This window comes from Candidatus Pantoea symbiotica (assembly GCF_056491525.1).
On record NZ_JBSZHR010000002.1, the window covers coordinates 2,223,917 to 2,243,868 of the forward strand.

Genomic DNA, 19,952 nt, shown 5'->3' on the forward strand with positions numbered 1-19,952 from the left:
GGTCGCCATTAATGGCGACCTTCTCACCAATAACCCCGTTACTTCAAACCCATCGCATCCTTCAACGTAAAGAACAGATCGGTCTGATCGGTCAAGCCCACCACGTTGGCCGCATGTGGGCCATACGCTGCAATACGCACCTGCGTGCCGGTGTGTTCCTGCGAATCCTCTTCTGAATTGCCGTAACTGATGGTCATCACTGCACCATCTTTGGTATTCACCGCCTGCGTCAGGCCCGGCGCCTTGGTGCCGTTTTCCACGATCTGGCTGCTGTGCGCGTGATCGGCGGTCACCACCACCAACGTGTCGCCGTGCTCGCGCGCAAATGCCAACGCCTGCTGCACCGCTTCATCCAGATCGACGGTTTCACCAATCTGACCGCATGGATTAGCCGCATGGTCCTGCTTATCAATTGACGCGCCTTCCACCTGCAGGAAGAAGCCTTTTTCATTGGTGCTCAACAGATCGATGGCCTTTTTGGTCATCTGCGCCAGCGTCGGTACCGAAGCTGGGCGCTCTTTATTCACTTCACAGGTCACCACCGGCTTATCAATGTTGCCATGATAGCTGGCTTTCGGTCCCTGCCAGCGCACCGGCATATTGCCGTCGGCGAACAGGCCAAGCACCGGTTTGCTCTGGTCGGCCTGTTGAATGGCGTTCATGCCATCCAGATTATCAATCCACTGATAGCCCAGCGCCTGGGCCTGTTCGCGCAGGGTTTTGCCCTGATACTCGCCGGCTTTGGCGGTTTCGCCGAAAGATTTCGCGCCGCCGCCTAACGTGACGTCCGCACGGGTTTTCAGCATCTGCTCGGTAATCGATCCTTTACCGCCCTGCTCCAGCGCGTTTGCCGGACACAACTCGCTGGTTTTCTCCGGGCCGTAGCATTTGCGCGAGGTAACGTGGGCGATTAACGCCGCTGGCGTGGCGTCCTGCAATTCAGCAGTGGAGACGTTGCCGGTGGCTTTACCGGCGGCTTTCGCCAGCTCAAGAATCGTCACCTGATCTTTGCCGTTCACATCGACGCCAATTGCGCCGTTATAGGATTTGGTGCCGGTGGCCCACGCGGTGGCCGAGGCGGCGGAATCCGTCACGTAATTTGGCTTGTGGGTTTTCTTATCTAATGAATAGTGCGTGTATTGACCGGTGAGCGGCAACGCATCAAGACCGGGGAAGAAACCGCCTGCACCACGCGCCTGATTACGCGCGGCGGTGATTTCCGAATCGCCCATACCGTCACCAATCAGCAGAATCACGTTTTTCGCTGTGCTATTGCTTAGTGAAGCTTTCAGCGCTTCGGTCTGGTCGCCAGTGAGACGACGCGCTCCACCGTGTTCGGTGACATCGCCGGTGGCGGCGCGGGAATATTGTGCATCTTCTGCCACTGCTGATGTCGCGATCAGAGAAGCCAGCAGCGTAACCGTAAAGAGAGGTATCTGTTTCATTTATAAGCATCCTTATCCATAGATATAACCAAATGTTTCCGCGGACAAGTCTGCGACAGTGCGGTGACATTTTTGTGACAGAAAGGGAATGATTTGATGACAGAATCGCCATTGTGAACAGGCTAACGGCAATACGCTCAGAGCTTAAGCGAATAGAACAAAAGGAGAAAATAGCACTTGACCCTTTTCAGCGATCTCCCTATAGTAGCGCCCCGTTGACCCAGCGCGGTTGACAAAAAAATGTGGTGAGGTGTCCGAGTGGCTGAAGGAGCACGCCTGGAAAGTGTGTATACGGCAACGTATCGGGGGTTCGAATCCCCCTCTCACCGCCATATTTTGAAAGAGAGTCTGAACTAACGTTCAGACTTTTTTTGTACCTGATTTTTGTCGGACCGGGGATTTTGCTTAATCCTACTCTCTTGAAGATGTGACTAACGCTTGATAACTGGCGATAAGCTGCTTCAGGTGCATTTCCGCTTGTGTTAACTGATTCTGTGTAGCGTCATTGTCCGATTGCTGCAACACCCGCAGTTCCTCTTCCAGTGGCACCGTTCCGTTGAACGCCTGCGTCATATCGTAGACCGCTGTTTTCAGTTCGCTCACCGTTAGATATTTGCCGCGCTGCTCATCAAGTCCATTCAGGCGCTGCGACAACATGTTGAGCTGCTCCATGCCCTGTTGCCATCCCTGCATTTTCTCAGCAGGCAGCGCTGCCGCCTTAAGTTGCTTCTGCCAGCGCGCGCTCATCGTTTTAACCGCATCCGAATCAGGCAATAACAGGCTGGCCTGCATCACCAGCGCATTACCGTGCTGCAGATTCCAGTCCGGCGAAGCGCCCAGCAGCCAGTTCAGTTGCTGCTGAGTTTGCTCCAGCCATGCACCACCGTTTAGCCATTCGGGTGGATTAGCCTGGAGTTTTGCAACCATTTCTGGCGCGAGAGGCGCAGGGATTGGCGATACAGAAGTCATTAATTCCTGCTGCAACGGAGATTCCCGCTCAGTATTTTTCCCAACGAAATAGCAAACGGTGGCAATGAGTGACACACTCAGCAGCGTTGCGCCCACGCCACTGATAAACGCCCGACGGCGCAGCAGCCGCAAATCGGGTGCAGGCGCTCCCGTAAACGGAACATAAACCCAGCCACTGGCTTCTGCAGCTGCTAACGCCAGTGCGGGCTTCTCAATCGGCGCGATTTCAGACCGCGTAATCACGGCATCAGACGTTGAGATATCGCAGCGCTCCAGCATCACCACCGCACTGCGGATGCGGTCCAGTAGCAGATCAAGCTGGCTAAGCTGACGCAGTTCAAGACGTTGCAGATGATCGCCGGCCTCACTTAGCAAGCGCGCAGCATGGTTAAGCGCGGTTAAGTCTGCTTCGGTTATCGTTTGAGTACGCAGGAACTGCTGCAATCGACGACTCAGTCCCGCCAGCAGTTCGATACGTGAATGAGCCGGTTGCGGCCATAGCGTCGACCATTCGCGGGTAATCAACGCCACCAGTACCGACAAGCCTTCCGTCATACCTGACACTCCGGCACTGTGCGCACGAGAAAGCGTGTACCAGACGGCGCTTTGCAGTTCTACACCGTTTTTTTCAAACAGCGTTAAACAGAGCTTGGAGATGTGCAGCCAATCCACATCCGGGCGCGCCGGATGTGCCAGCTTCTGCATTTCCTGACGCAGCGCAGCATATTCCGCAAACCCACGCGGATCGCCGCCGGTTTTGACATAGCGAGGTTGAGATGAAGTCATTGCTGTGTTCCGAAAGCCCTAATCAGGCTAAAAAATTAAACAGATGCCCGGGCATCAAGGTATTGCTGCTGCTTCATGTGACGGATCATCACGCGTCCTTCCGGCATAAATTCGGTGCCGAAGCGCACCAGTCCGCCCTCTTTGAGTTCGGCATCAATGGCATAACGCAATTCGCCGGGCATGCTCTGTTCCAGTAACACCACATCAATGCGCTTCAGACGTGGCTCGTATTTCAGCAGCACCTCAGAGAGCGTATACAGCAGCTGATGCGCGGTGCCGGGCATGCCTTGCAGGATGCGCGTCATATCGGGCAGGCCATAATCAGGGATATGCGACAGCGACCCGGCGCGAGTATTGAGGATGCGCTGCATGTTATCGAGCACGGAGAGGATCACCTGATCCTGTTCCTTCACTCGGTCCAGCTCCAGCCCACCCGCGAAGCTGCCTTTCAACAGCTCATACAGCGAAGGTTGATGATTGCCGCCACTCATGGTTTTACCTCGCTGATCAGGCGCAGGCTGTTGCTGCTTAACTCAATCACGCGCGCTTTATCCGGATCCAAATCGTTGCGCTCCAGCACCAGCCGCCAGCTGTTTTTCGCCATATCCGGCTGCTGGAACAGCGCGACTACCGCGACAAATTTAGCCTCTTTTTCCATCGGCATATTCAGCGACACGTCGCCGCCCGGCGTCAGCACCACATCGCGGTCGGCGAGGAGTTCGGCTTTGAGCACGTCCGCCGCATCGCCGGTCAGTTGCTGATACACCGCGCCGTCAAACGCTTTGCGCTCGCGCAGCTGGACCACGCGCACCATCACCGGCTGCGACAGCGGATTATGCTCGCGGCTGTCGCTGTTGAGGCTTTCACGCGCGCTGAAATCAAGATGCAGGGTTTTAATCTGCTTGTAGAAAATCGCGTCAAACGCCGCGACGGATCCATCGGTTACTTTCTGCTGCAAACCGCAGCCGCCGAGCAGCACAGCCGCGCTGCACATCACAATTTTAATCAAAGTGGTAACTGACACGTCGCTGCTCCTCGCAGGGTTTGACCGGGCTCATGCCTGCATAGCAGCCCAGTTCGGTAGTAAAGGTTTGGGGGATGTCGCTGCACGCCTGGTCCGCGCCCAGTACGCCGGTCATGCCGAGCCAGAACGGCGCATCGCCCAGTTCCGGCGGGGCCAGCAGCTGCGTCTCCAGACACAATCGAATCCGCGCCCGGTAGCGCCAGCCGAGATAGACACGCAACATCACCAGAAAATCCTGATACAACTGGCCGTCCGGCAGCCAGCGTTCGGCTTCATTTGGACAAGCGGTTTGCAGCTCAATCAGCAGCTGGCTGTTGGCATCCATCGCCTCATCGCCGAGCGGCGCGTTGCCATCCAGTACGAACTCGCATTCCAGCGGATGGCTAACCGGCACCGGACGCAGACAGTGCGGCTGCACGGTCACCGAGGTGTTCGGCGCAAGCAAACGCACCAGCGCGCGAATGCCCTCTTCCGTTCTGCCCGGCTGGCGCATGACGCCGAGTAGCGCCAGAAAGCGCGAAACCGGCGTGGCGATATGCTTGCCGGTGCCCGGAATGCCCAATCCCACCAGCCCGAGCAACGACTGCGAAGTGCTGTCGCCACCGCCCACCTCAAAAGTTGCCGGATACGAGTATTTGCGCCAGATGCGATAAAACTGCGTCAGGATGCGGTGGTTAAAAATATCGAGAAAGCCCTGCAGCGCTTCATGCCCTTCATCGCGCTGGGTGATGTCATCGATATAGCTGCCGGGCAGCGGCGAATCCACGCCGTACAATCCGAGGAAAGTGGTGCGCACCACTGGCGGCACGGCGGCATCAGTTTCATTGTATTCAACCGCTTTCAGCTCGCCAACCGGGAACCCCATGCCGGGATGCGGCAGCAAACGCACCGCATCGTTCTGCGGTTTGCTGGTGCTGCCGAGCGGCGGCTTATCGCGATGCTGATGTTCAATCAGCTGACAGAAGCGATAAAAGTTCAGCCGCGTCAGCTCCTGCTCCAGCCGGGGCTTCAGCCGGAGATGCGGCGATTGTGCTTCTCTTCCCATTCGAGGCGCTCTCCGGTTGGCTGCAGGATTAAAATCAGACGGTTAAACAGGTGAATGTCGGTATACAACGCGAAGAAGCGGCTGAGCATTTCGCCAAACAGGCAGATATCGCCGCTGCCGGCAAAGCCGCTGCTGTCGAGGGTGATTTCAATCTGCACGCCACGCAGCAGATAACCTTGCTCAAAGCGTTCGGTCTCTTTGTGGCAAACGTGCAGGATGGCGTCCAGGCGGCGGCGGTTCATTTCGCTGTGCGTCCAGTCGTAGAGCGCCAGCGTGCCGCGCAGCACTTCGGCGTTGTCCATCATCCACAGAAAACTCGAACCAAGGTGGCTTAACACGCGCCAGTGGAAGCGATCACGATTGGGCGGATAACACGGCAGCGTCGGCGCGCACAGGTTACGCACCTGCATCGCCACGTCGGTGCTGCTCACGGCGGTATCCAGCAGCGTGCTCTGTAGCGCGCGACGCGGCAGCTGGCCGTTGGTGCCGGTGACGCTCACCGACAGGCTTTCGTTTTCCGGCAGGCTGTGATTATCAAAGGCTTCGCCGCCGAGGATCATCCAGGTTTCGTGCAGCCCGGACGGCCCGCGCCGCACGCGCGTGTGGAAGTAATGCTCCGGCGCTTCATGACGCAGCATGCCGCCTTTGTGGCGGAAGCTGCTGAACGGCACGTACGGCAGACCTTTCGAGGAAATCACCGAATCCACCGAGTAGATTTCGGTGTGTCCGTCCTGCACGCGCATTGGCCGCAGCATATATTCGGTCTGCAGGCCGTTGATCATCAGCGGATCAGATTCCATCGCAAACAGGTTAATCACCGGCACGGCGTTGAGGCGCAGATGTTTTTCACTGAACTGAAAATCATGCTCCCAGCGTTGTGCCAGCACCACATCGAGTTCAAACCACGGCAGCGACGCGGGCAGCGCAATCTGTTCCAGCCCGCGCAGGTTCACCGCCATAAACTTCTCGCGGAAGGTGAAATACTCAAGCAGTAGCTGATAGCCGCTGAAGCTGCCCTCATCGCCCGGCCACAGCCGATCTTCCTGGCTGAAGCCCTGCGCGCTGAAGTGCCCGTCGAAGCGGCGGCTGTCGGTTTCGCCTGGCAAGCGCAGTGCGATGCTGGCGACGTTAAGCGTCAATGCTTCATGCAGCGCGCAGGCCAGCGGCGCATCGGCATTGAGATAGAGCGGAATGCGGCTGACGTCGATACGGCTCCAGTCGGCCAGCGCGCCGCCGTTAAAGCGCAGGCGGACAACCGAGCGTCCTGCGGCATCGGTGGTTAATTTTGCCGACTCCAGCGCCAGCGGCAGCACCTGCACGTCGCGCGTGGTGGTGTAACGGCAGCGCGTGCCTTTTTCACCCACCGGACGAGAGATTACTTCAAAGCCGCGTGCCAGCCGCATCGGCTCTTTCATCTCGCGCCAGTCGGGCGTGAACTCCACCACCGACATCGACGGAATGGTGCGCAGGTAGTGTGGCCACAACAGGCTGACCAGACCTTCGGTGAGTTCTGGCAGGTCGTCGTCGAGCTTTTCACGCAGCCGGCCGACCATAAAGGCAAAGCCTTCGAACAGCCGTTCAACGTAAGGATCGCGCGCGCCGGCTTTGTCGAGATTGAGCATCGCCGCCTGCTCAGGATGTGCGCGGGCGAACTCTTCGCCAGCTTCCTGCAGGTAGCGCATTTCAGCGTCGTAATAACGCAGGGTTAAATCGTCCATAATTATCTTAATTAAGTATCAAACAATGTATTTAATTCCCTATAAGCGGGAAATTAATTATAGGAATTAACTAAAGCCACACGATAGTGAGCATTGAAGTTAATCTCAATTTTTCTGATATTTATACCTGAATGGCTTCATTTTTTTATAACAAAAACCATCGTTTTCTTCATCAAATGAATCATTATTGTAACCTTCATTAACTACAACCGATATGGAGCAGGCCCCCTCTTCGTCTGATAGAAGAAAATTCCATCCACCACCACCTGAAGCCGCATGTTCATATCGAGCACCTATGTTCCAACCATGATCAATTACTGAATCATCTTTCATTAATGAACTAAACGAAGGGGAGATCTTCATTACCTCTCCAGGCATAATAACACCAGGCCTTTCCTTAATAATTTCATCTATTTTAGCAGGATCGGATTCAACTCCATATCGGCTTTCACCTGAAAGAACATAAATTGGCTTTACAGTATTATTTTTAACGATCACATGAGGCTTTGCACTCATCATGTAAATAAATGCTAAAATCATTAACACAAAAATAACAGATATGGTCTTCTTCATTTCGGCTCATCTATATATTCAGGATTTTTACTATTCCAGCACCAGTGCTTCTGCTTTGAAACTTTCATTAATTTATTGGGAGTGTTGTGTGAAGCATCAAGTATATGTTCGGCCGTGAGATTTTCCGCATATTTACCGTACTTATGAAATAGTTCAAATCCTAATTTCATGCTCGTAACATCATCTAAAGTATCATTCCCCATTGCACCCAGAGTCATATTTTGCTCCAAGGTAGAACCTTTTAACAATAAGGACTCAGAAAAACCAACACTTAACCCAATGTATCCATAATGGATATTTGACCAAACATCATAAAAATAGTCATATCCTTTATATTTATGAAAGTATGATTCAGAATAAGCATTACTTGGTGCAGGGAGAGGACGGGCAACAGCTACAGAACCAAACTTATCTCGAATTTTTGGTTTATGATCCCAGGTCGATTTTGTTTTCACAGTCTGATACCAAATACCCATCGCAGCAATTAAATTCGGTTGGGGAGGCGATGATAACTTGGCATAAAAAGGGAGATTATTCCACTCAGCGAATCGTTGTCTGAGCATTTCGTCGTCAATGAAATAACGGATTCTATCTGCTATCTCACTTTTAGCGTTTACTTTTATTTCATTAAGTATATATTTTGCAACCTGTATGGCACCATCAGTATGAAAGCAATGATGCTCAATATTACCTTCCTCACGCAGTGCTTTGTAGGGTTCCTGTCGTCCCTTCATGAGTTCATTAAGAGAAGATGTGGATTCTGAAGCTTCCCCACCTTTTTCATAAGTATCCTGCAGCATCGATGGAATAAACTTCGCCTTACAGGGGCAAGTGCTTTCACTGTCCAACGTGCCGGCCATACGGCGGCCATGGATGGTGTCGTTGACGATGCCACCGGCAATAAGAAAAGTGCCGGGATGTTTGCCGCAAAGAACCCGATCTTTTTCACGCGCAGCCGCCTTGCCAAATATTGTATGGTCAGTTGCGCCCTCAATGATTCGTCCGCCGCAGGTGATTTTATCCCCCTTGCTTTTTCTTTCATTTTAATAACTCTCTGGGATAATATCATTAATTGTATTTCTTAAATAAATTCGAATTTTATGCTCGATAACCAACTTACTTTTTCAACCAGTCATTCAATTTTAGCTCTCATACACCCAATAATTGGAATTAGTCGATAGTAGCTAAAAGATGTATATTGATATTTCTACTTAACACAATTCGAGAGTGATCTTACATATTCAGTAGCCATACCAATAGTCCAGCCTCTTGGATTGCCTGAGCAAATAAAATAGCCTTGACTAACAAGGTAATTCTTATAAAACACAATAAACATGACAACAAAAAAAATACACCCAACCAATAAATATATAAACACTCTATTTATTGGTTTAAATTTCTTTATTGCCAAATTCTCTCCATAACGCAAAACCATATACAAATAAATACAAGGGAATGATAAGATCACGGGCGAGAATGGATATAGTAATTCGTAAGGAGAGAAAACAATCCGTGCACCGAAAGAAAAAGCCTCTTCAAATGCTTTTATTCCCCCCCAGACAGAGCCGAATGAAAAAATAAACCAAAAAATCACTGAACTAAAAAATCTACATTTAGCACTTATCATATCTAACACCATTTAAAATCATTTATTTTTATTGCATAAATCTTTACTTATTACATATTTTGTTGCCATTCCAGGCATCCATCCAGAAGGAATACCCTTGCAAGTGGTATAACCTTTATACTTCAATGTAGAAACATAGAAAAAAGACATCAAGATTGATGTAATAATAGAAAATATACACACCCACTTGAAATATGTTATGACACGATTCACTTTAACCAATGCCACATCATGTCCAAAAACCAAAAATGAATAAAACCAATATGTGGGAAATGGCAACGTCAGCGGAATGAAAAAAAAGCTAACTGACATCCATGAAAAAATAATCACATCCTTAAACTTAAGATACCCTGAAAGTTCATCAATCCAAAGATAGAGAGATAAAATAGAAATTGACATCAAAATTAAAATTGAGAATAACGCTCTTGCTTTTTCTTTCATTTTAATAACTTTCTTGGATAATATCATTAATCGTATTTCTTAAATAAATTCTAATTTTATGCTCGATAACCAACTTACTTTTTTCAACCAGTTATTCACTTTTAGCTCTCATAACCCCAATAATTGGAATTAATCGATGGTAACTAAAAGATGTATGTTGATATTTCTACTCAACACAATTCGAGAGTGATCTTACATATTCAGTTGCCATACCAATAGTCCACCCTCTGGGATTCCCTGAGCAAATAAAATAGCCTTGACTAATGAGGTGATTCTTATAAAGAACAATAAATACAACAGCACAAAAAACATAACCAACCAATAAACATATAAATAGTTCATTAATTACTTTGCATTTTTTTATAGCTAATTTCTCCCCATAACGAATGACCATAAACCAATAAATGCAAGGGAAGAATAAAATTATTGGTACCAGCGGCAATGATAAAGCATAGGGAGAGAAGACAATACGTACTGCAAATGAAAAATAGTTATTAAATGATACTAAAGCCCCCCAGCAAGAACCGAAAGACAATATTAACCAGAAGATTACTGACACTAAAAACCTACACTTTACATTTATCATATCAGACATCATTAACAATCATTTATTTTTATTGCACAAGTCTTTATTTATTACATATTTCGTTGCCATTCCTGGCATCCATCCTGTTGGTATGCCAGCGCAACTATAATAATCCTTGCTATTCATACTACTAATGAAAAAAACTTTAAAAGAGAAACCATAAATAAGTGACAAAAAAATCCCTGAGAGTATTATCATCGCTGCAACTTTCTGATGCTTATCATTCATACGCTGCCCTTTAATGAAGCCATAAATACCAGATAACCAAAATGGCAACATTATAAATGCGGATAAAGTTAGAGAAACGAGCCCTGTTGAGTATGTCAATACATCAGGAAATGCCAAATACTCTTTTGTAGAAAGGAAACCGATATAAGAGGCAATTATAGATATACCACACATAATTACACTCCAGATCAGAAGCATCACGCGTACAGCCAATGAGAAACTATACACCGAGAATTAATCCTTTCTCATGTAACAAAGTTCTTTAGATTTTACGTACTTTGTTGCAGTCCCTGGCATCCATCCTGAAGGAATTCCTTTGCAGATTAGATAACCTTTTCCTTTCATCTCTATTTTATAAAAAACTATAAATATAATGCTTGCAGAAACCAAAATTATGCAAAGCCATTTAAAACATCCCATGTAACCTTCAATGATTTTAAGAGCTTTACTCTCTCCTTTCAAAAGAAACAACGAAAAATAACTTATAGGGAAGATCATTGCGAATGGGAGAATAACAAGTGAAACTGATAACCAAGAGAAAACAACAATATCACCAAATGAGAAATAATTGCTAAAAATTTCATTCGCCAAGTAAATACTTGCAACGCTCATTATAAATGCAACTATAATAGCAAAGAACGGCCTAATATTTACTTTCATTTTAAAACTCATTTCTTACGATCTCCTTTACTTTGTTTTTTATGTATTTCTTTATTTCATATAAAATAACTTCCCTTCCTTTAGTCAGCATTTGTTCAGCATGCATAGCACCCAGATCTAGCAGACCTTGCTCCGTTTCCCGAGCCACATTTGCAAATTCCTGCTGGGCTGACTCTATGTATTCTACAACTTTATCTTTTGCACCGAATTTATCATCCAAATAGTTGAGTGCTATTGCAGAAACGCCGCCTACTACAACAACAATCACAAGATTTACAGCTATGAGTGGTGTTACAAAAAGGGCACCGACACTCCAAACAACTGCTGATGAAATACCAATTTTAACGACATCAGTAGCCAAACCGCCCAAAAACTCTGCAAAAGATGTTTCATCATTTGCAATATAATCAATTGTACGAAAAGCTGCCGCTATATAGAATGTAACTCTCGCCCCCTTAACTATGGACTTTGCCAGTCCATATTTACCAATACCTATGTCAATAACCTTAGGATTTTTTATGGCAAAAACTGGAGCATTTAATATTTTCCTAATCCCGGGATAGCCACTTATTTTTATCAACTCGGTTCCTTTATGATTAACATAGAAAGTCGCTGTTATCATGAAACTTCCAAGCTTATTAATAATTCGCGAAGTAGATATTACCTCTTTTATGTTAGCTAAATAATTGACTACTATTTCCCCTGGCGCACTTTGGCTAATATACATCCAGCCAGACTTCCACGATCCCCAAGAAGCCAACACCTCAAATGCTTCTTCAAGCGTAAGCAGCATTACGTCTTGATTATTATTTTTCAGCATCGACCTTAGCGCCATATCTGGCAGATCATGCGTGTTTCTCAACACAGGATAATCAGGCACAAACCCAGAAGGTACTTTTTCGCCCGTTAAATAAGCCGGTAATGGTCGCGCTACAGGATTTGAAGCAGATGATTCACTGGCCGTTGCATAGCCGCCACTCGCCTTCTCATAAGTATCCTGCAGCATCGATGGAATAAACTTCGCCTTACAGGGGCAAGTGCTTTCGCTGTCCAACGTACCTGCCATACGGCGGCCATGAATGGTGTCATTAACGATGCCACCGGCAATAAGAAAAGTGCCGGAATGTTTGCCGCAAAGAACCCGATCTTTTTCACGCGCAGCCGCCTTGCCAAATATGGTATGGTCAGTTGCGCCCTCAATGATTCGTCCGCCGCAGGTGGTTTTATCCCCCTGAACTAAATAAAAACCTTTTGCCATGTTTCACTCCCTGAATAGTTGTTGTGGCTTAACCGCACAACACGGCGGCACGGGCAGGATCGATAGTGATCAATCCCGAGAGCAGCGCGTCCATTTCTGGTTGCAGCCGAACTCTGTCGCTCTCGCCCCGGGCGGCTTTCACTCGCAGCAGTTTGAGCCTGCGCGCACGCACTTCGAACATTAAGTCAGGTGACCACTGCGTTAATGTCAGTCCATCTGCCTGGGTATTCAATTCTCCCAGCAAATGCAGCGCCATATCGTTGCGACCAAACTGTTCGCATACCCGAGCCATTAACAGGCGCAACAACCATTGATCGCGCACGCTACTGACACCCGGCCGCAATTGCAGCCAATACAACGCCGCATCCACACCTTCCGCATCCGCTTTTTCCAGTGCTTCAGCTTCAAGTGAAAGCACATCACTTTCCGGCTGACTACCGTTAACCATCGTTTCTGGCTCATGATAAGCTCCGCCGCCAGTGACACGCTGAGCGATCCAGTTGAGTGTGACGTCATCAGCAAACGGTGTGCCGTCGGCGAAGGTCAGTGTTTCCAGCCCTGGTAAACGCAGCAGCAGCGCATTGAGGTCCTGTTCGATAATGGTCGCCAGAGTGCTTTCTTTATTACTGCGGGTCAGTGCTTCCCACGCATACCATTGCAAATCGAGCCACAGATGATTAGTTGCCTGGCTGAACAGCGAGTCCGTCAGCTCAGTCAATTCAAGCCAGCTTTGTTGCAGATAAAGACGTTTTAAATGTGCGCGGTGTTCGGGTTTCGGTGTCAGCAGGCGCGTATTGCCGCCAGCACCTAACGCAGGAAGCTGCGTCATCGTGTCCCAGCGCACACTCTTCATCAGATGATGTGCGGCTAACCATCCGCCCGGTTGCTCGCGCAGATAAGTCGCCAACACTTTGGCCTGCGCTTTGAGATTTTCACCTGAATTAACTGGCTTGAGCGATGACGCATCAATATCACGTCCGGTATTAAATTCCTCAGCACTGTGCTGTGGAACCATCGCGTCAGCGCCACCATTTTGGGCCAGCCTGACCTCCAGCGCGTTAATCAGAGGCTGAATTGCCGCACGCTCGCCCTCCAGCAATGCTTCGCTTATCAGCAGCAAGCCACCGCAAATACGTCGGGTACAATCTAAATCGGCTTCCGGCCACAGCGATAAACTGTCCAGCATGCGCGCACTACCTAACCAGGCGAGTGCGGCTTGTCTACTGCGCGGACGCTGCGGATGGAGTTCAGTGCCGAAGTGCTGCAACGCCGCCGCCAGTAATTCAACGCCTTCAGCCAATCCGGTTTCGCCATCCTGATGCAGCCGCGCCCAGAGATAAAAGGTAATGATGCGAATATCTTTGCTGACAGAATTAAGCAGTGGCTCCGTCAGTGAAGTGATTAACGCAGTATCAATGCCGGAGAGTTTGTTGACCTCTTCACGGATCAACAAAAACTGGTCGTCATAGGCGGGATCTGCACCGCAAGGCGTTTCTGCTGCGATAGGTTGTAACCAGTTTGACCAGTGATTCAGGCGCTGCTGAGCATCAGCCCGCAGCGTAGAAACTTCGGCTCCACACGCGCCGATTAATACATTAATGTCCGCCATTATTCCGCTCCATCCATGTCTGTGGGTAATTCATCCATTGCCGCTTCGCGCGGTGCCATCGATTGCGAGGCGGAAACCGCATCAACACTGAATATCTCGTCTGGCAGCGCAAATCTACGGAGCCGCAGCAGCGCCAGCGGGCCATCGCTCATCTGCGTGCGCAGCACCCATTGCAGGTTGCGTTTATCCGGTGTGGCAAAGTTCAGCATCCACTGGCTGCGATCCAGCCGCTGACGCTTACCTTGCTCTAACCAGCGGATAAAGCCCCAGGTTCCGCTGTAATCACCGTAAATCTGCCCTCCATTACTCACACCTGTCCAGGTGAGCAGCGTGCCGGGTTTTAAGTTCTCGCCTGGCCAGCGCATCGCCTGCCATTCCGCCATCTGGTTAAAATAGCTCAGCATCTGCCCGTCGATTTTCAACTCGGTTTTCACCACATCAGGTGTCGGACGCCCCTGAAGTTCAAAGCTAATCCCCTGCGTGCCGTCGGTGAACAGGATATCCGCCAGTTCACGTAGCTGATTCACCGCTTTAAGGAAGGCCGGGTTAAAGGTTAATCCCTGACTGTGCGCACTGTCCGGCACCCAGCGACTGCCCTCTTTCTGCAGCACACCACCGAGGCGACCGCTAAGGAAGCTGTCGATGCGTCCAGCATCTTTTCGAATGAACTCGGCCAACATGGGTAGTGATGCATCACTATTGCTGGCTGCAAACGGATAGCGTCCGTCAAATGCGGTGCGCCAGTTTTCGACGATCGAACGTTTCCATTGTGCATTGAGGCTGACAGCAGAAGGCTCCAGGATGGTTTCCCACGCCTGGTTCAGCGGCTGGACAAAAAATGTCTGACCAAATCCACTCCACTCTTCGCCCAGACTCGCCGCCATCAGGCTGCCGTACTGCTGCGTATCGGTGAGATCGACGCTTTTGCCCTGGAATACCGTTTGCGCCAGCGTTTGAAGCATCTCCTGAGGGTCTGGCGCAGCCGCAACCTGCTGTAAACGCAGGCGCACGCGAGTTATTCGAGTAAGGAAGGTTTGCAGGCTTAGCGTGCTGTCGGCAGCCATCAACTGTGCACCGCTGCTTTTACCCATCAGTGCCAGCAGTGGGCCAAAAGTGGCATCCAGCGGGCCTTCAGGTCCTGTGACCTGCTGTTCAATTGCCGGTTTCTCTTTCTGGCTAATGAGATCTTTGGCCGAGTTAATCAGCGTATCCGACAGCGCTGCGCGCTTCTGTCCGGTTTGTCCCTGCCAAGCCACCGTGTTCATCAGAGCAATCAGCGGCGACTGACGCACATCGCTGAGCAGCGTCAGTTGATCGGTAACGTCTGCGATATTGTTCGCCGGATTGAGGCGCAGGCTATTGAGGAAATTCAGCCAGCTGGCAGCGAAATCGGTGAAGTAGCGTTGCGTCAGACGCGCCTGAAGTGCTTCCGGGGAAACATCCTGAGAAACCGCACTGCGGCTGTCACTCAGCACCCAGTCAATCTGATCACGCCGCGCACTCGCCGCCTTCTCAATTTCCTGACGTACGCCGCCTTCCCACGCCTGGCGGGTGAACATGCCCGGCACCGTTTCATCGCTGGTAAACAGGCGACGCGGATCGGTGCCGGGTGCCATATCTTCCAGTGAAACATCCGCATAGTTGCGGCGCACGGCCTGCAGAACGTTCTGATATAGCGTGCTTTCGGCGTTGCGTTGACCAATCTGTTGCAGCAGCACCTGACGCACCTGAGCCAGTAAAGCCGCATCGGCCTTGATGCCCCACGTTGGTTGCTGAGAAAGATTCGCGGCGTAAAAGAACCACAAATCCGGTGACAGACTCTGCCACAACGCCGTAGAAATGCCGTTACGCTCCGGCTGCACTGCCTTCATGGTTTGAACAAAGAAATCGGGCTCGGAACGGTTTGGGCGCGACATCATCAGCCAGGCTTTGAGCTGGTCATAACCCGGTTGTGCCAGCGTGGCGCGCAGCGGGCTGGCGGGCGGTAGATCAGCCAGCCGCGTCAGTTTCGCTTCAAGTGCTGCTCGCGCGGGATCGCGAATTAAGCGGTTGCCCGCCACGGCATACCACGGTAACAACGCGGCATGCAGTTCCTGCGTGTGGCTCAGCCCAAATCGCTGATACCACGGCGAGCGGTGCGCCAGCCAATATTGCTGCAGGCCAAGATCGTTGCGCAGGCCGTGCAGGGAAATCAGCTGCTGATCATTAACGGCGGGATTCGACACTAGCGTCTGTGCTTTTTCCGCAGCACTGACAATCTGATAACGGTTGATGCCAAACGACACCATCATTCCTGAGCCCCACAGCAGCATTACCCCCATCAGCGCCCACGCTAGCGTCTGTTCCCAGGGCAAACCGGTGCGCCTGCCGCGCATTTTGTCCTGGCTGATGCCCTGCCACAATGCGCTATCGCTTAGCGCATGTGGATGCACGCTCGCTGAAGCATGCGCTCTCTCCGGCAGACTGAATACCAGCCCGCGCAACGGCATTTTGCGCTGAGATGCAAACCACGGCGCCAGACGCTGCTGCCATTGCTGGTTTTGATCGGCGAGTTGCTGAGACAGGCGCAGCAACCAGTCATGGCTGCGCTGTTGCGAAATCTGCGTCATGCCCTGCTCGCGCAGCAGCGGGATGAGGTTTTCAATCTGTGTGCTTACGTCTTCGGGAATTGAGCGGGCGCTGAAAGTCAGCCCCGGCGCGTTTTGTTCACGTTCGTCCTGCGACCACGCACTTTGGCTGAGTTGCCACAGCCAGATGGGCGCCTGCCAGCGCAATGCAGCACTGATTTTTTCCAGCGAACGGCGATAAACATCACTCTGCTTAGGCGATAGCGTTTCATCCGGCTCTAGCAGATGAACAATGCCATCAAGTGGGCGGCTGCGGCGCAATTTGCGTGTTGCTGCAAGTATTTCGAGATCTGGCTCGCTGCTCAGGCTACCACCGTAAATCAGTACGGTGCGATTACCTTCCAGCCATTGCCGGTTCGATAAGCCGGGAACCAGCGCCTCAACGGCTGCCTCTTCACCGGTCACCAGTAGCACACGAACCTTGCCGCGCCAGAAAAACTGATAGCGGCTACGCAGATGCTGTTTAAGCTCCTTCAGCATGGCTTGCGCAGGAGACGTCGAGGTCGCGTCATTCTTCGGTACGAGAACATCATCACCATTGACGCCTTTCAACTGCGCATCAAAGGCTGATTTTCCGGCCTGACGCATCAGCAGGATACCAATGACAGCAATCAGGAAACAAATCACGGCGAGAGTCAGCGAAGCCGCCATCCAGCGCTGCTGAATTGTACTTTCGTTAACCAGGCTGACGCTTTCTGGATGTTGCCAGCACACAAACCACGCCAGCAAAGCCAGTGCAGAGAGCAACAGCATGATCAGCCCGAACCAGAACTCGGCTGATTTGGGCATTAATTTTGATAAGAAGCGTTTCAAGTATCCCTCTCGTGCGGCGGCGTAACGGGCGAAACCGCCACGCTCCACATGTCATCCGTTGAAGTGTCCCCGGTAATAATCATCTGGGGACGATGGGTCAGTGTTGCGGCCTGGAATGCAGCCGCTATTGCCAGCCAGGGCGCAGCGGCTCCAGCATGGCCGATTGATATATCCGGGGTAATCACGTTTTCCGTTTCCACGGCTTCAACCGGAAACGCCTTCAAAACGCTGAAAGTGGACAGGTATTGCTCTTCCGTCACGCCAGCGATCCACAGATGCTGCACCAGACCACTTTCAAGCGGGACATTGTCCGCCGCCTGTTTCAAACATGTGGCGAGATCGTTATCCGTATTGAGGTCTGGGCGGTGCAGCAGAGCCGCCGGGCTGATCGTGTGTTGCGTCATTCGGTTGCCGAGCAGCAGTGCCACGCCAGCTTCCGCGCTGTCTTTTACCATTGGAGGATCAATCTGTAGGGCGATAACCAGGAGTAGCGCGTCGTCGGTGAATTGTTCATTCAGCCACTGGTTAATTACTGCAACACCCTCTCCGGCAATAAATTCAATTGGGTGAGTTAATTCGGCTTCGTGAAAGACATGAGTGATTTCGTTTTTTACTTCTCGGATGCTGACAGAAGAGGAAATATTCAGCGCTATTTTTATTGTCTTCTTGGTATCCAGCTTTTCAAGTTGCGGAATAATGGAAGACAGCAGGTGATTAATGGTGTGGCACATAACTTCATTCGGCTTATCAGATGCCTGTGAAGCAATCTGACTGTGATTCACACCGCCATTTCCCTTTCTGTCACTTTGCGCTCGCTTTGCACCGCTATTTTCCATAAGCGCTTCCAGTGGCGTGGGATGATAAATATCCGGTGGATGACAGGTCAGATACTCCGCTGCCAGAATTTGCAGCGCTCGACGACTCTTTTGGGTCTCATAAAGCAGCCACCGCTCGCGCTGATTATCCTTCCCATTGGCAATAATATTCCCTGCCAGCCAGACAAGTAGATAGCTGCCAAATATTATTATCCAAAGCGCTATGCCACCGCCGATAGCCAGCCACCACAATATGTGACTCTCGATGGATTGCCCTAATAATCGGGTAGTTACTGTGCTCAAGACCATTAGAATAGCCAGCAGGACCAGCCAGCGCGCGAATTTTATGGATTGAGGCCGAGGTGATATGGGGGGCATTTTTTTTAATGAGTATTTTTTATTTTGCATATGAACGCTCGGCCAGCTGCTTCTCTGTAATCGCTAGTAACGTCGAACAGAAAACGATGGCCATTTATTAAGCATGTAATTCAGGAGTGGTTTGTTATTTCTGAGGTTATAGTCAGGTTTTGGAGGATCTTCACCTCCGTAAGTATTCTCATCTGGTGTAATTATTTTTTCCTCACCTCGTAATGCGTACTTCTTTCCATCCTGATAAGCCAAATATTTAATCTCGCCGGGATCTACTCCACCTACACAAAGTAATCGATATGCAAACAATAAATAATTCCCTCCATGATCTTGTAAATCAATAAACTCAAAGGTCTCGGGATAAATGGTGATATCGTAGTCAACTGGACAGGCTTCTACTGCATCGCGTACTTTCCAGCTTTGCACATCATTTATGATCCCTTCACCAGAAAGATAAATGGAACCAACATCCTCTCCTTTTAGACCATTTCTGACATTAAGATTTACCACGTTGTTGCCATTGCTGTCAGTCCAGGCGGCTTTGAAAGTGCTTTCCTCTGCAGCAGAGTTAAACGCAGGTAATATTAACAAGATTACAGCTGAAATTTTTTTCATTAACACCTCATAAACTTACTTAATAAAAGCACTTCGTTAATAATCCTCTATGTATCATCCATTAATTGACTTATAAAAAGATATTATTCAGGGTTCAGATGGAAGGATTTTACCTTCGATAGACTTACAAATGGCATTCCCCATATCATCGGATGAAATTATTCTTTCTTTTTTTATAATAGTTTTACGAATTTCATTTGGTGATGAAAGATCGAAAGTATAAATTATGACACTCTCATCTTTCAAATCGTATATCATTGCACCATTGAAACCTGACACTCGGTCATCTTGAAAATTGCTGAGTTTCTTAGCCAACTCTTTTCTGGACAAATCAGAATCAATTGCACTATCTATTAGGTTACTATCAATATCTTTTGGAATCGTATTCAAATATACAGTACTAATGTAAGGTACATAGTCATCCGGTGTACATGATGGAGTTTTAGGATTATCAACACCATAATAATTTCTAAAATATCCATCAAATACATACTTTATATTTTTAGCATTTGTTGTAGGCTGTACGAAAAGTGTTATGCCGCCCACCGATCCTGAATAGCTATAACTCGATAAAACAAAAAAACCAAAAAAAAATAATAATATCTTTCATCGTCCACCACCCTCATCATTGTTTGATTTAACTTTGCCACCGAATCCGAATAACTTGTTATTTACTTTATCCATATTTATTTAATATATATAAGATACAGATCTTGAATAATTGAAGGAAACATCCAATTCTTT

At 49.5% G+C, this 19,952-nt stretch carries 17 protein-coding genes and 1 tRNA gene; 1 reads left to right on the forward strand and 17 read right to left on the reverse strand.

The window, feature by feature from the left end; translation table 11 throughout:
* Window positions 1-38: 38 nt before the first annotated feature.
* A complete protein-coding gene (gene phoA / locus ACXIZX_RS10980; RefSeq protein ID WP_479404145.1) occupies window positions 39-1,445 on the reverse strand; it encodes an alkaline phosphatase in 1,407 nt (468 codons plus the stop codon).
* Window positions 1,446-1,689: 244 nt separating this feature from the next.
* Between phoA and ACXIZX_RS10985 the strand changes: the two genes are divergently transcribed.
* Window positions 1,690-1,777, forward strand: a tRNA-Ser gene (locus ACXIZX_RS10985).
* Between the two features lie 79 nt (window positions 1,778-1,856).
* On the opposite strand, the gene ACXIZX_RS10990 is transcribed toward ACXIZX_RS10985, so the two are convergent.
* The 16 genes from ACXIZX_RS10990 to ACXIZX_RS11065 all read right to left on the reverse strand — a co-directional run bounded on the left by ACXIZX_RS10990 (window position 1,857) and on the right by ACXIZX_RS11065 (window position 19,754).
* Entirely contained in the window at window positions 1,857-3,200 is a 1,344-nt protein-coding gene (locus ACXIZX_RS10990) for a VasL domain-containing protein (protein ID WP_479404146.1), read from the reverse strand.
* 35 nt (window positions 3,201-3,235) lie between these two features.
* Window positions 3,236-3,691 carry a type VI secretion system baseplate subunit TssE gene (gene tssE, locus ACXIZX_RS10995; protein ID WP_137386000.1) on the reverse strand — a complete coding sequence of 152 codons (456 nt, stop codon included), beginning with the start codon at window positions 3,689-3,691 and terminating at the stop codon, window positions 3,236-3,238.
* Entirely contained in the window at window positions 3,688-4,224 is a 537-nt protein-coding gene (tssJ, locus tag ACXIZX_RS11000) for a type VI secretion system lipoprotein TssJ (protein WP_479404147.1), read from the reverse strand. The genes tssE and tssJ overlap by 4 nt, the downstream gene beginning before the upstream one ends.
* A complete protein-coding gene (gene tssG / locus ACXIZX_RS11005) occupies window positions 4,202-5,269 on the reverse strand; it encodes a type VI secretion system baseplate subunit TssG (RefSeq protein ID WP_479404148.1) in 1,068 nt (355 codons plus the stop codon). Before tssG ends, tssJ begins: the two co-directional genes overlap by 23 nt.
* Window positions 5,233-6,987 (reverse strand): type VI secretion system baseplate subunit TssF, encoded by a 1,755-nt coding sequence (gene tssF / locus ACXIZX_RS11010; protein WP_479404149.1) that lies wholly within the window; start codon window positions 6,985-6,987, stop codon window positions 5,233-5,235. The genes tssG and tssF overlap by 37 nt, the downstream gene beginning before the upstream one ends.
* Before the next feature lie 105 nt (window positions 6,988-7,092).
* Window positions 7,093-7,560 (reverse strand): hypothetical protein, encoded by a 468-nt coding sequence (locus ACXIZX_RS11015; RefSeq protein ID WP_479404150.1) that lies wholly within the window; start codon window positions 7,558-7,560, stop codon window positions 7,093-7,095.
* Window positions 7,557-8,576: a polymorphic toxin type 44 domain-containing protein gene (locus ACXIZX_RS11020; protein WP_479404872.1), complete on the reverse strand. Its 1,020-nt coding sequence runs from the start codon at window positions 8,574-8,576 to the stop codon at window positions 7,557-7,559. The genes ACXIZX_RS11015 and ACXIZX_RS11020 overlap by 4 nt, the downstream gene beginning before the upstream one ends.
* A 629-nt stretch (window positions 8,577-9,205) precedes the next feature.
* Window positions 9,206-9,628, reverse strand: a complete 423-nt coding sequence (locus ACXIZX_RS11025) for a DUF1240 domain-containing protein (protein WP_479404151.1) — start codon at window positions 9,626-9,628, stop codon at window positions 9,206-9,208.
* A 604-nt stretch (window positions 9,629-10,232) separates the two neighbouring features.
* Entirely contained in the window at window positions 10,233-10,616 is a 384-nt protein-coding gene (locus tag ACXIZX_RS11030) for a DUF1240 domain-containing protein (RefSeq protein ID WP_479404152.1), read from the reverse strand.
* 60 nt (window positions 10,617-10,676) lie between these two features.
* On the reverse strand, window positions 10,677-11,114 hold the full coding sequence (locus ACXIZX_RS11035) for a DUF1240 domain-containing protein (protein ID WP_179450370.1): 438 nt from the start codon (window positions 11,112-11,114) through the stop codon (window positions 10,677-10,679).
* Window positions 11,104-12,360 carry a PAAR domain-containing protein gene (locus tag ACXIZX_RS11040; protein ID WP_479404153.1) on the reverse strand — a complete coding sequence of 419 codons (1,257 nt, stop codon included), beginning with the start codon at window positions 12,358-12,360 and terminating at the stop codon, window positions 11,104-11,106. The genes ACXIZX_RS11035 and ACXIZX_RS11040 overlap by 11 nt, the downstream gene beginning before the upstream one ends.
* A gap of 28 nt (window positions 12,361-12,388) precedes the next feature.
* Window positions 12,389-13,969, reverse strand: a complete 1,581-nt coding sequence (gene tssA, locus ACXIZX_RS11045) for a type VI secretion system protein TssA (RefSeq protein ID WP_479404154.1) — start codon at window positions 13,967-13,969, stop codon at window positions 12,389-12,391.
* Window positions 13,969-17,385: an ImcF-related family protein gene (locus ACXIZX_RS11050; RefSeq protein WP_479404155.1), complete on the reverse strand. Its 3,417-nt coding sequence runs from the start codon at window positions 17,383-17,385 to the stop codon at window positions 13,969-13,971. The genes tssA and ACXIZX_RS11050 overlap by 1 nt, the downstream gene beginning before the upstream one ends.
* A 20-nt stretch (window positions 17,386-17,405) precedes the next feature.
* Window positions 17,406-18,632: a hypothetical protein gene (locus ACXIZX_RS11055; RefSeq protein ID WP_479404156.1), complete on the reverse strand. Its 1,227-nt coding sequence runs from the start codon at window positions 18,630-18,632 to the stop codon at window positions 17,406-17,408.
* 33 nt (window positions 18,633-18,665) lie between these two features.
* Window positions 18,666-19,208 carry a M949_RS01915 family surface polysaccharide biosynthesis protein gene (locus tag ACXIZX_RS11060; RefSeq protein WP_479404157.1) on the reverse strand — a complete coding sequence of 181 codons (543 nt, stop codon included), beginning with the start codon at window positions 19,206-19,208 and terminating at the stop codon, window positions 18,666-18,668.
* 87 nt (window positions 19,209-19,295) lie between these two features.
* Window positions 19,296-19,754, reverse strand: a complete 459-nt coding sequence (locus ACXIZX_RS11065; protein WP_218889016.1) for a hypothetical protein — start codon at window positions 19,752-19,754, stop codon at window positions 19,296-19,298.
* Between the last annotated feature and the right edge of the window lie 198 nt (window positions 19,755-19,952).

Coding starts and splice junctions, on each gene's coding strand:
- phoA (WP_479404145.1), bottom strand. CDS start 1,445: ATGAAACAGATACCTCTCTTTACGGTTACGCTGCTGGCTTCTCTGATC.
- ACXIZX_RS10990 (WP_479404146.1), bottom strand. CDS start 3,200: ATGACTTCATCTCAACCTCGCTATGTCAAAACCGGCGGCGATCCGCGT.
- tssE (WP_137386000.1), bottom strand. CDS start 3,691: ATGAGTGGCGGCAATCATCAACCTTCGCTGTATGAGCTGTTGAAAGGC.
- tssG (WP_479404148.1), bottom strand. CDS start 5,269: ATGGGAAGAGAAGCACAATCGCCGCATCTCCGGCTGAAGCCCCGGCTG.
- tssF (WP_479404149.1), bottom strand. CDS start 6,987: ATGGACGATTTAACCCTGCGTTATTACGACGCTGAAATGCGCTACCTG.
- ACXIZX_RS11015 (WP_479404150.1), bottom strand. CDS start 7,560: ATGAAGAAGACCATATCTGTTATTTTTGTGTTAATGATTTTAGCATTT.
- ACXIZX_RS11025 (WP_479404151.1), bottom strand. CDS start 9,628: ATGAAAGAAAAAGCAAGAGCGTTATTCTCAATTTTAATTTTGATGTCA.
- ACXIZX_RS11030 (WP_479404152.1), bottom strand. CDS start 10,616: ATGTGTGGTATATCTATAATTGCCTCTTATATCGGTTTCCTTTCTACA.
- ACXIZX_RS11035 (WP_179450370.1), bottom strand. CDS start 11,114: ATGAGTTTTAAAATGAAAGTAAATATTAGGCCGTTCTTTGCTATTATA.
- ACXIZX_RS11040 (WP_479404153.1), bottom strand. CDS start 12,360: ATGGCAAAAGGTTTTTATTTAGTTCAGGGGGATAAAACCACCTGCGGC.
- tssA (WP_479404154.1), bottom strand. CDS start 13,969: ATGGCGGACATTAATGTATTAATCGGCGCGTGTGGAGCCGAAGTTTCT.
- ACXIZX_RS11050 (WP_479404155.1), bottom strand. CDS start 17,385: ATGCCCAAATCAGCCGAGTTCTGGTTCGGGCTGATCATGCTGTTGCTC.
- ACXIZX_RS11055 (WP_479404156.1), bottom strand. CDS start 18,632: ATGCAAAATAAAAAATACTCATTAAAAAAAATGCCCCCCATATCACCT.
- ACXIZX_RS11060 (WP_479404157.1), bottom strand. CDS start 19,208: ATGAAAAAAATTTCAGCTGTAATCTTGTTAATATTACCTGCGTTTAAC.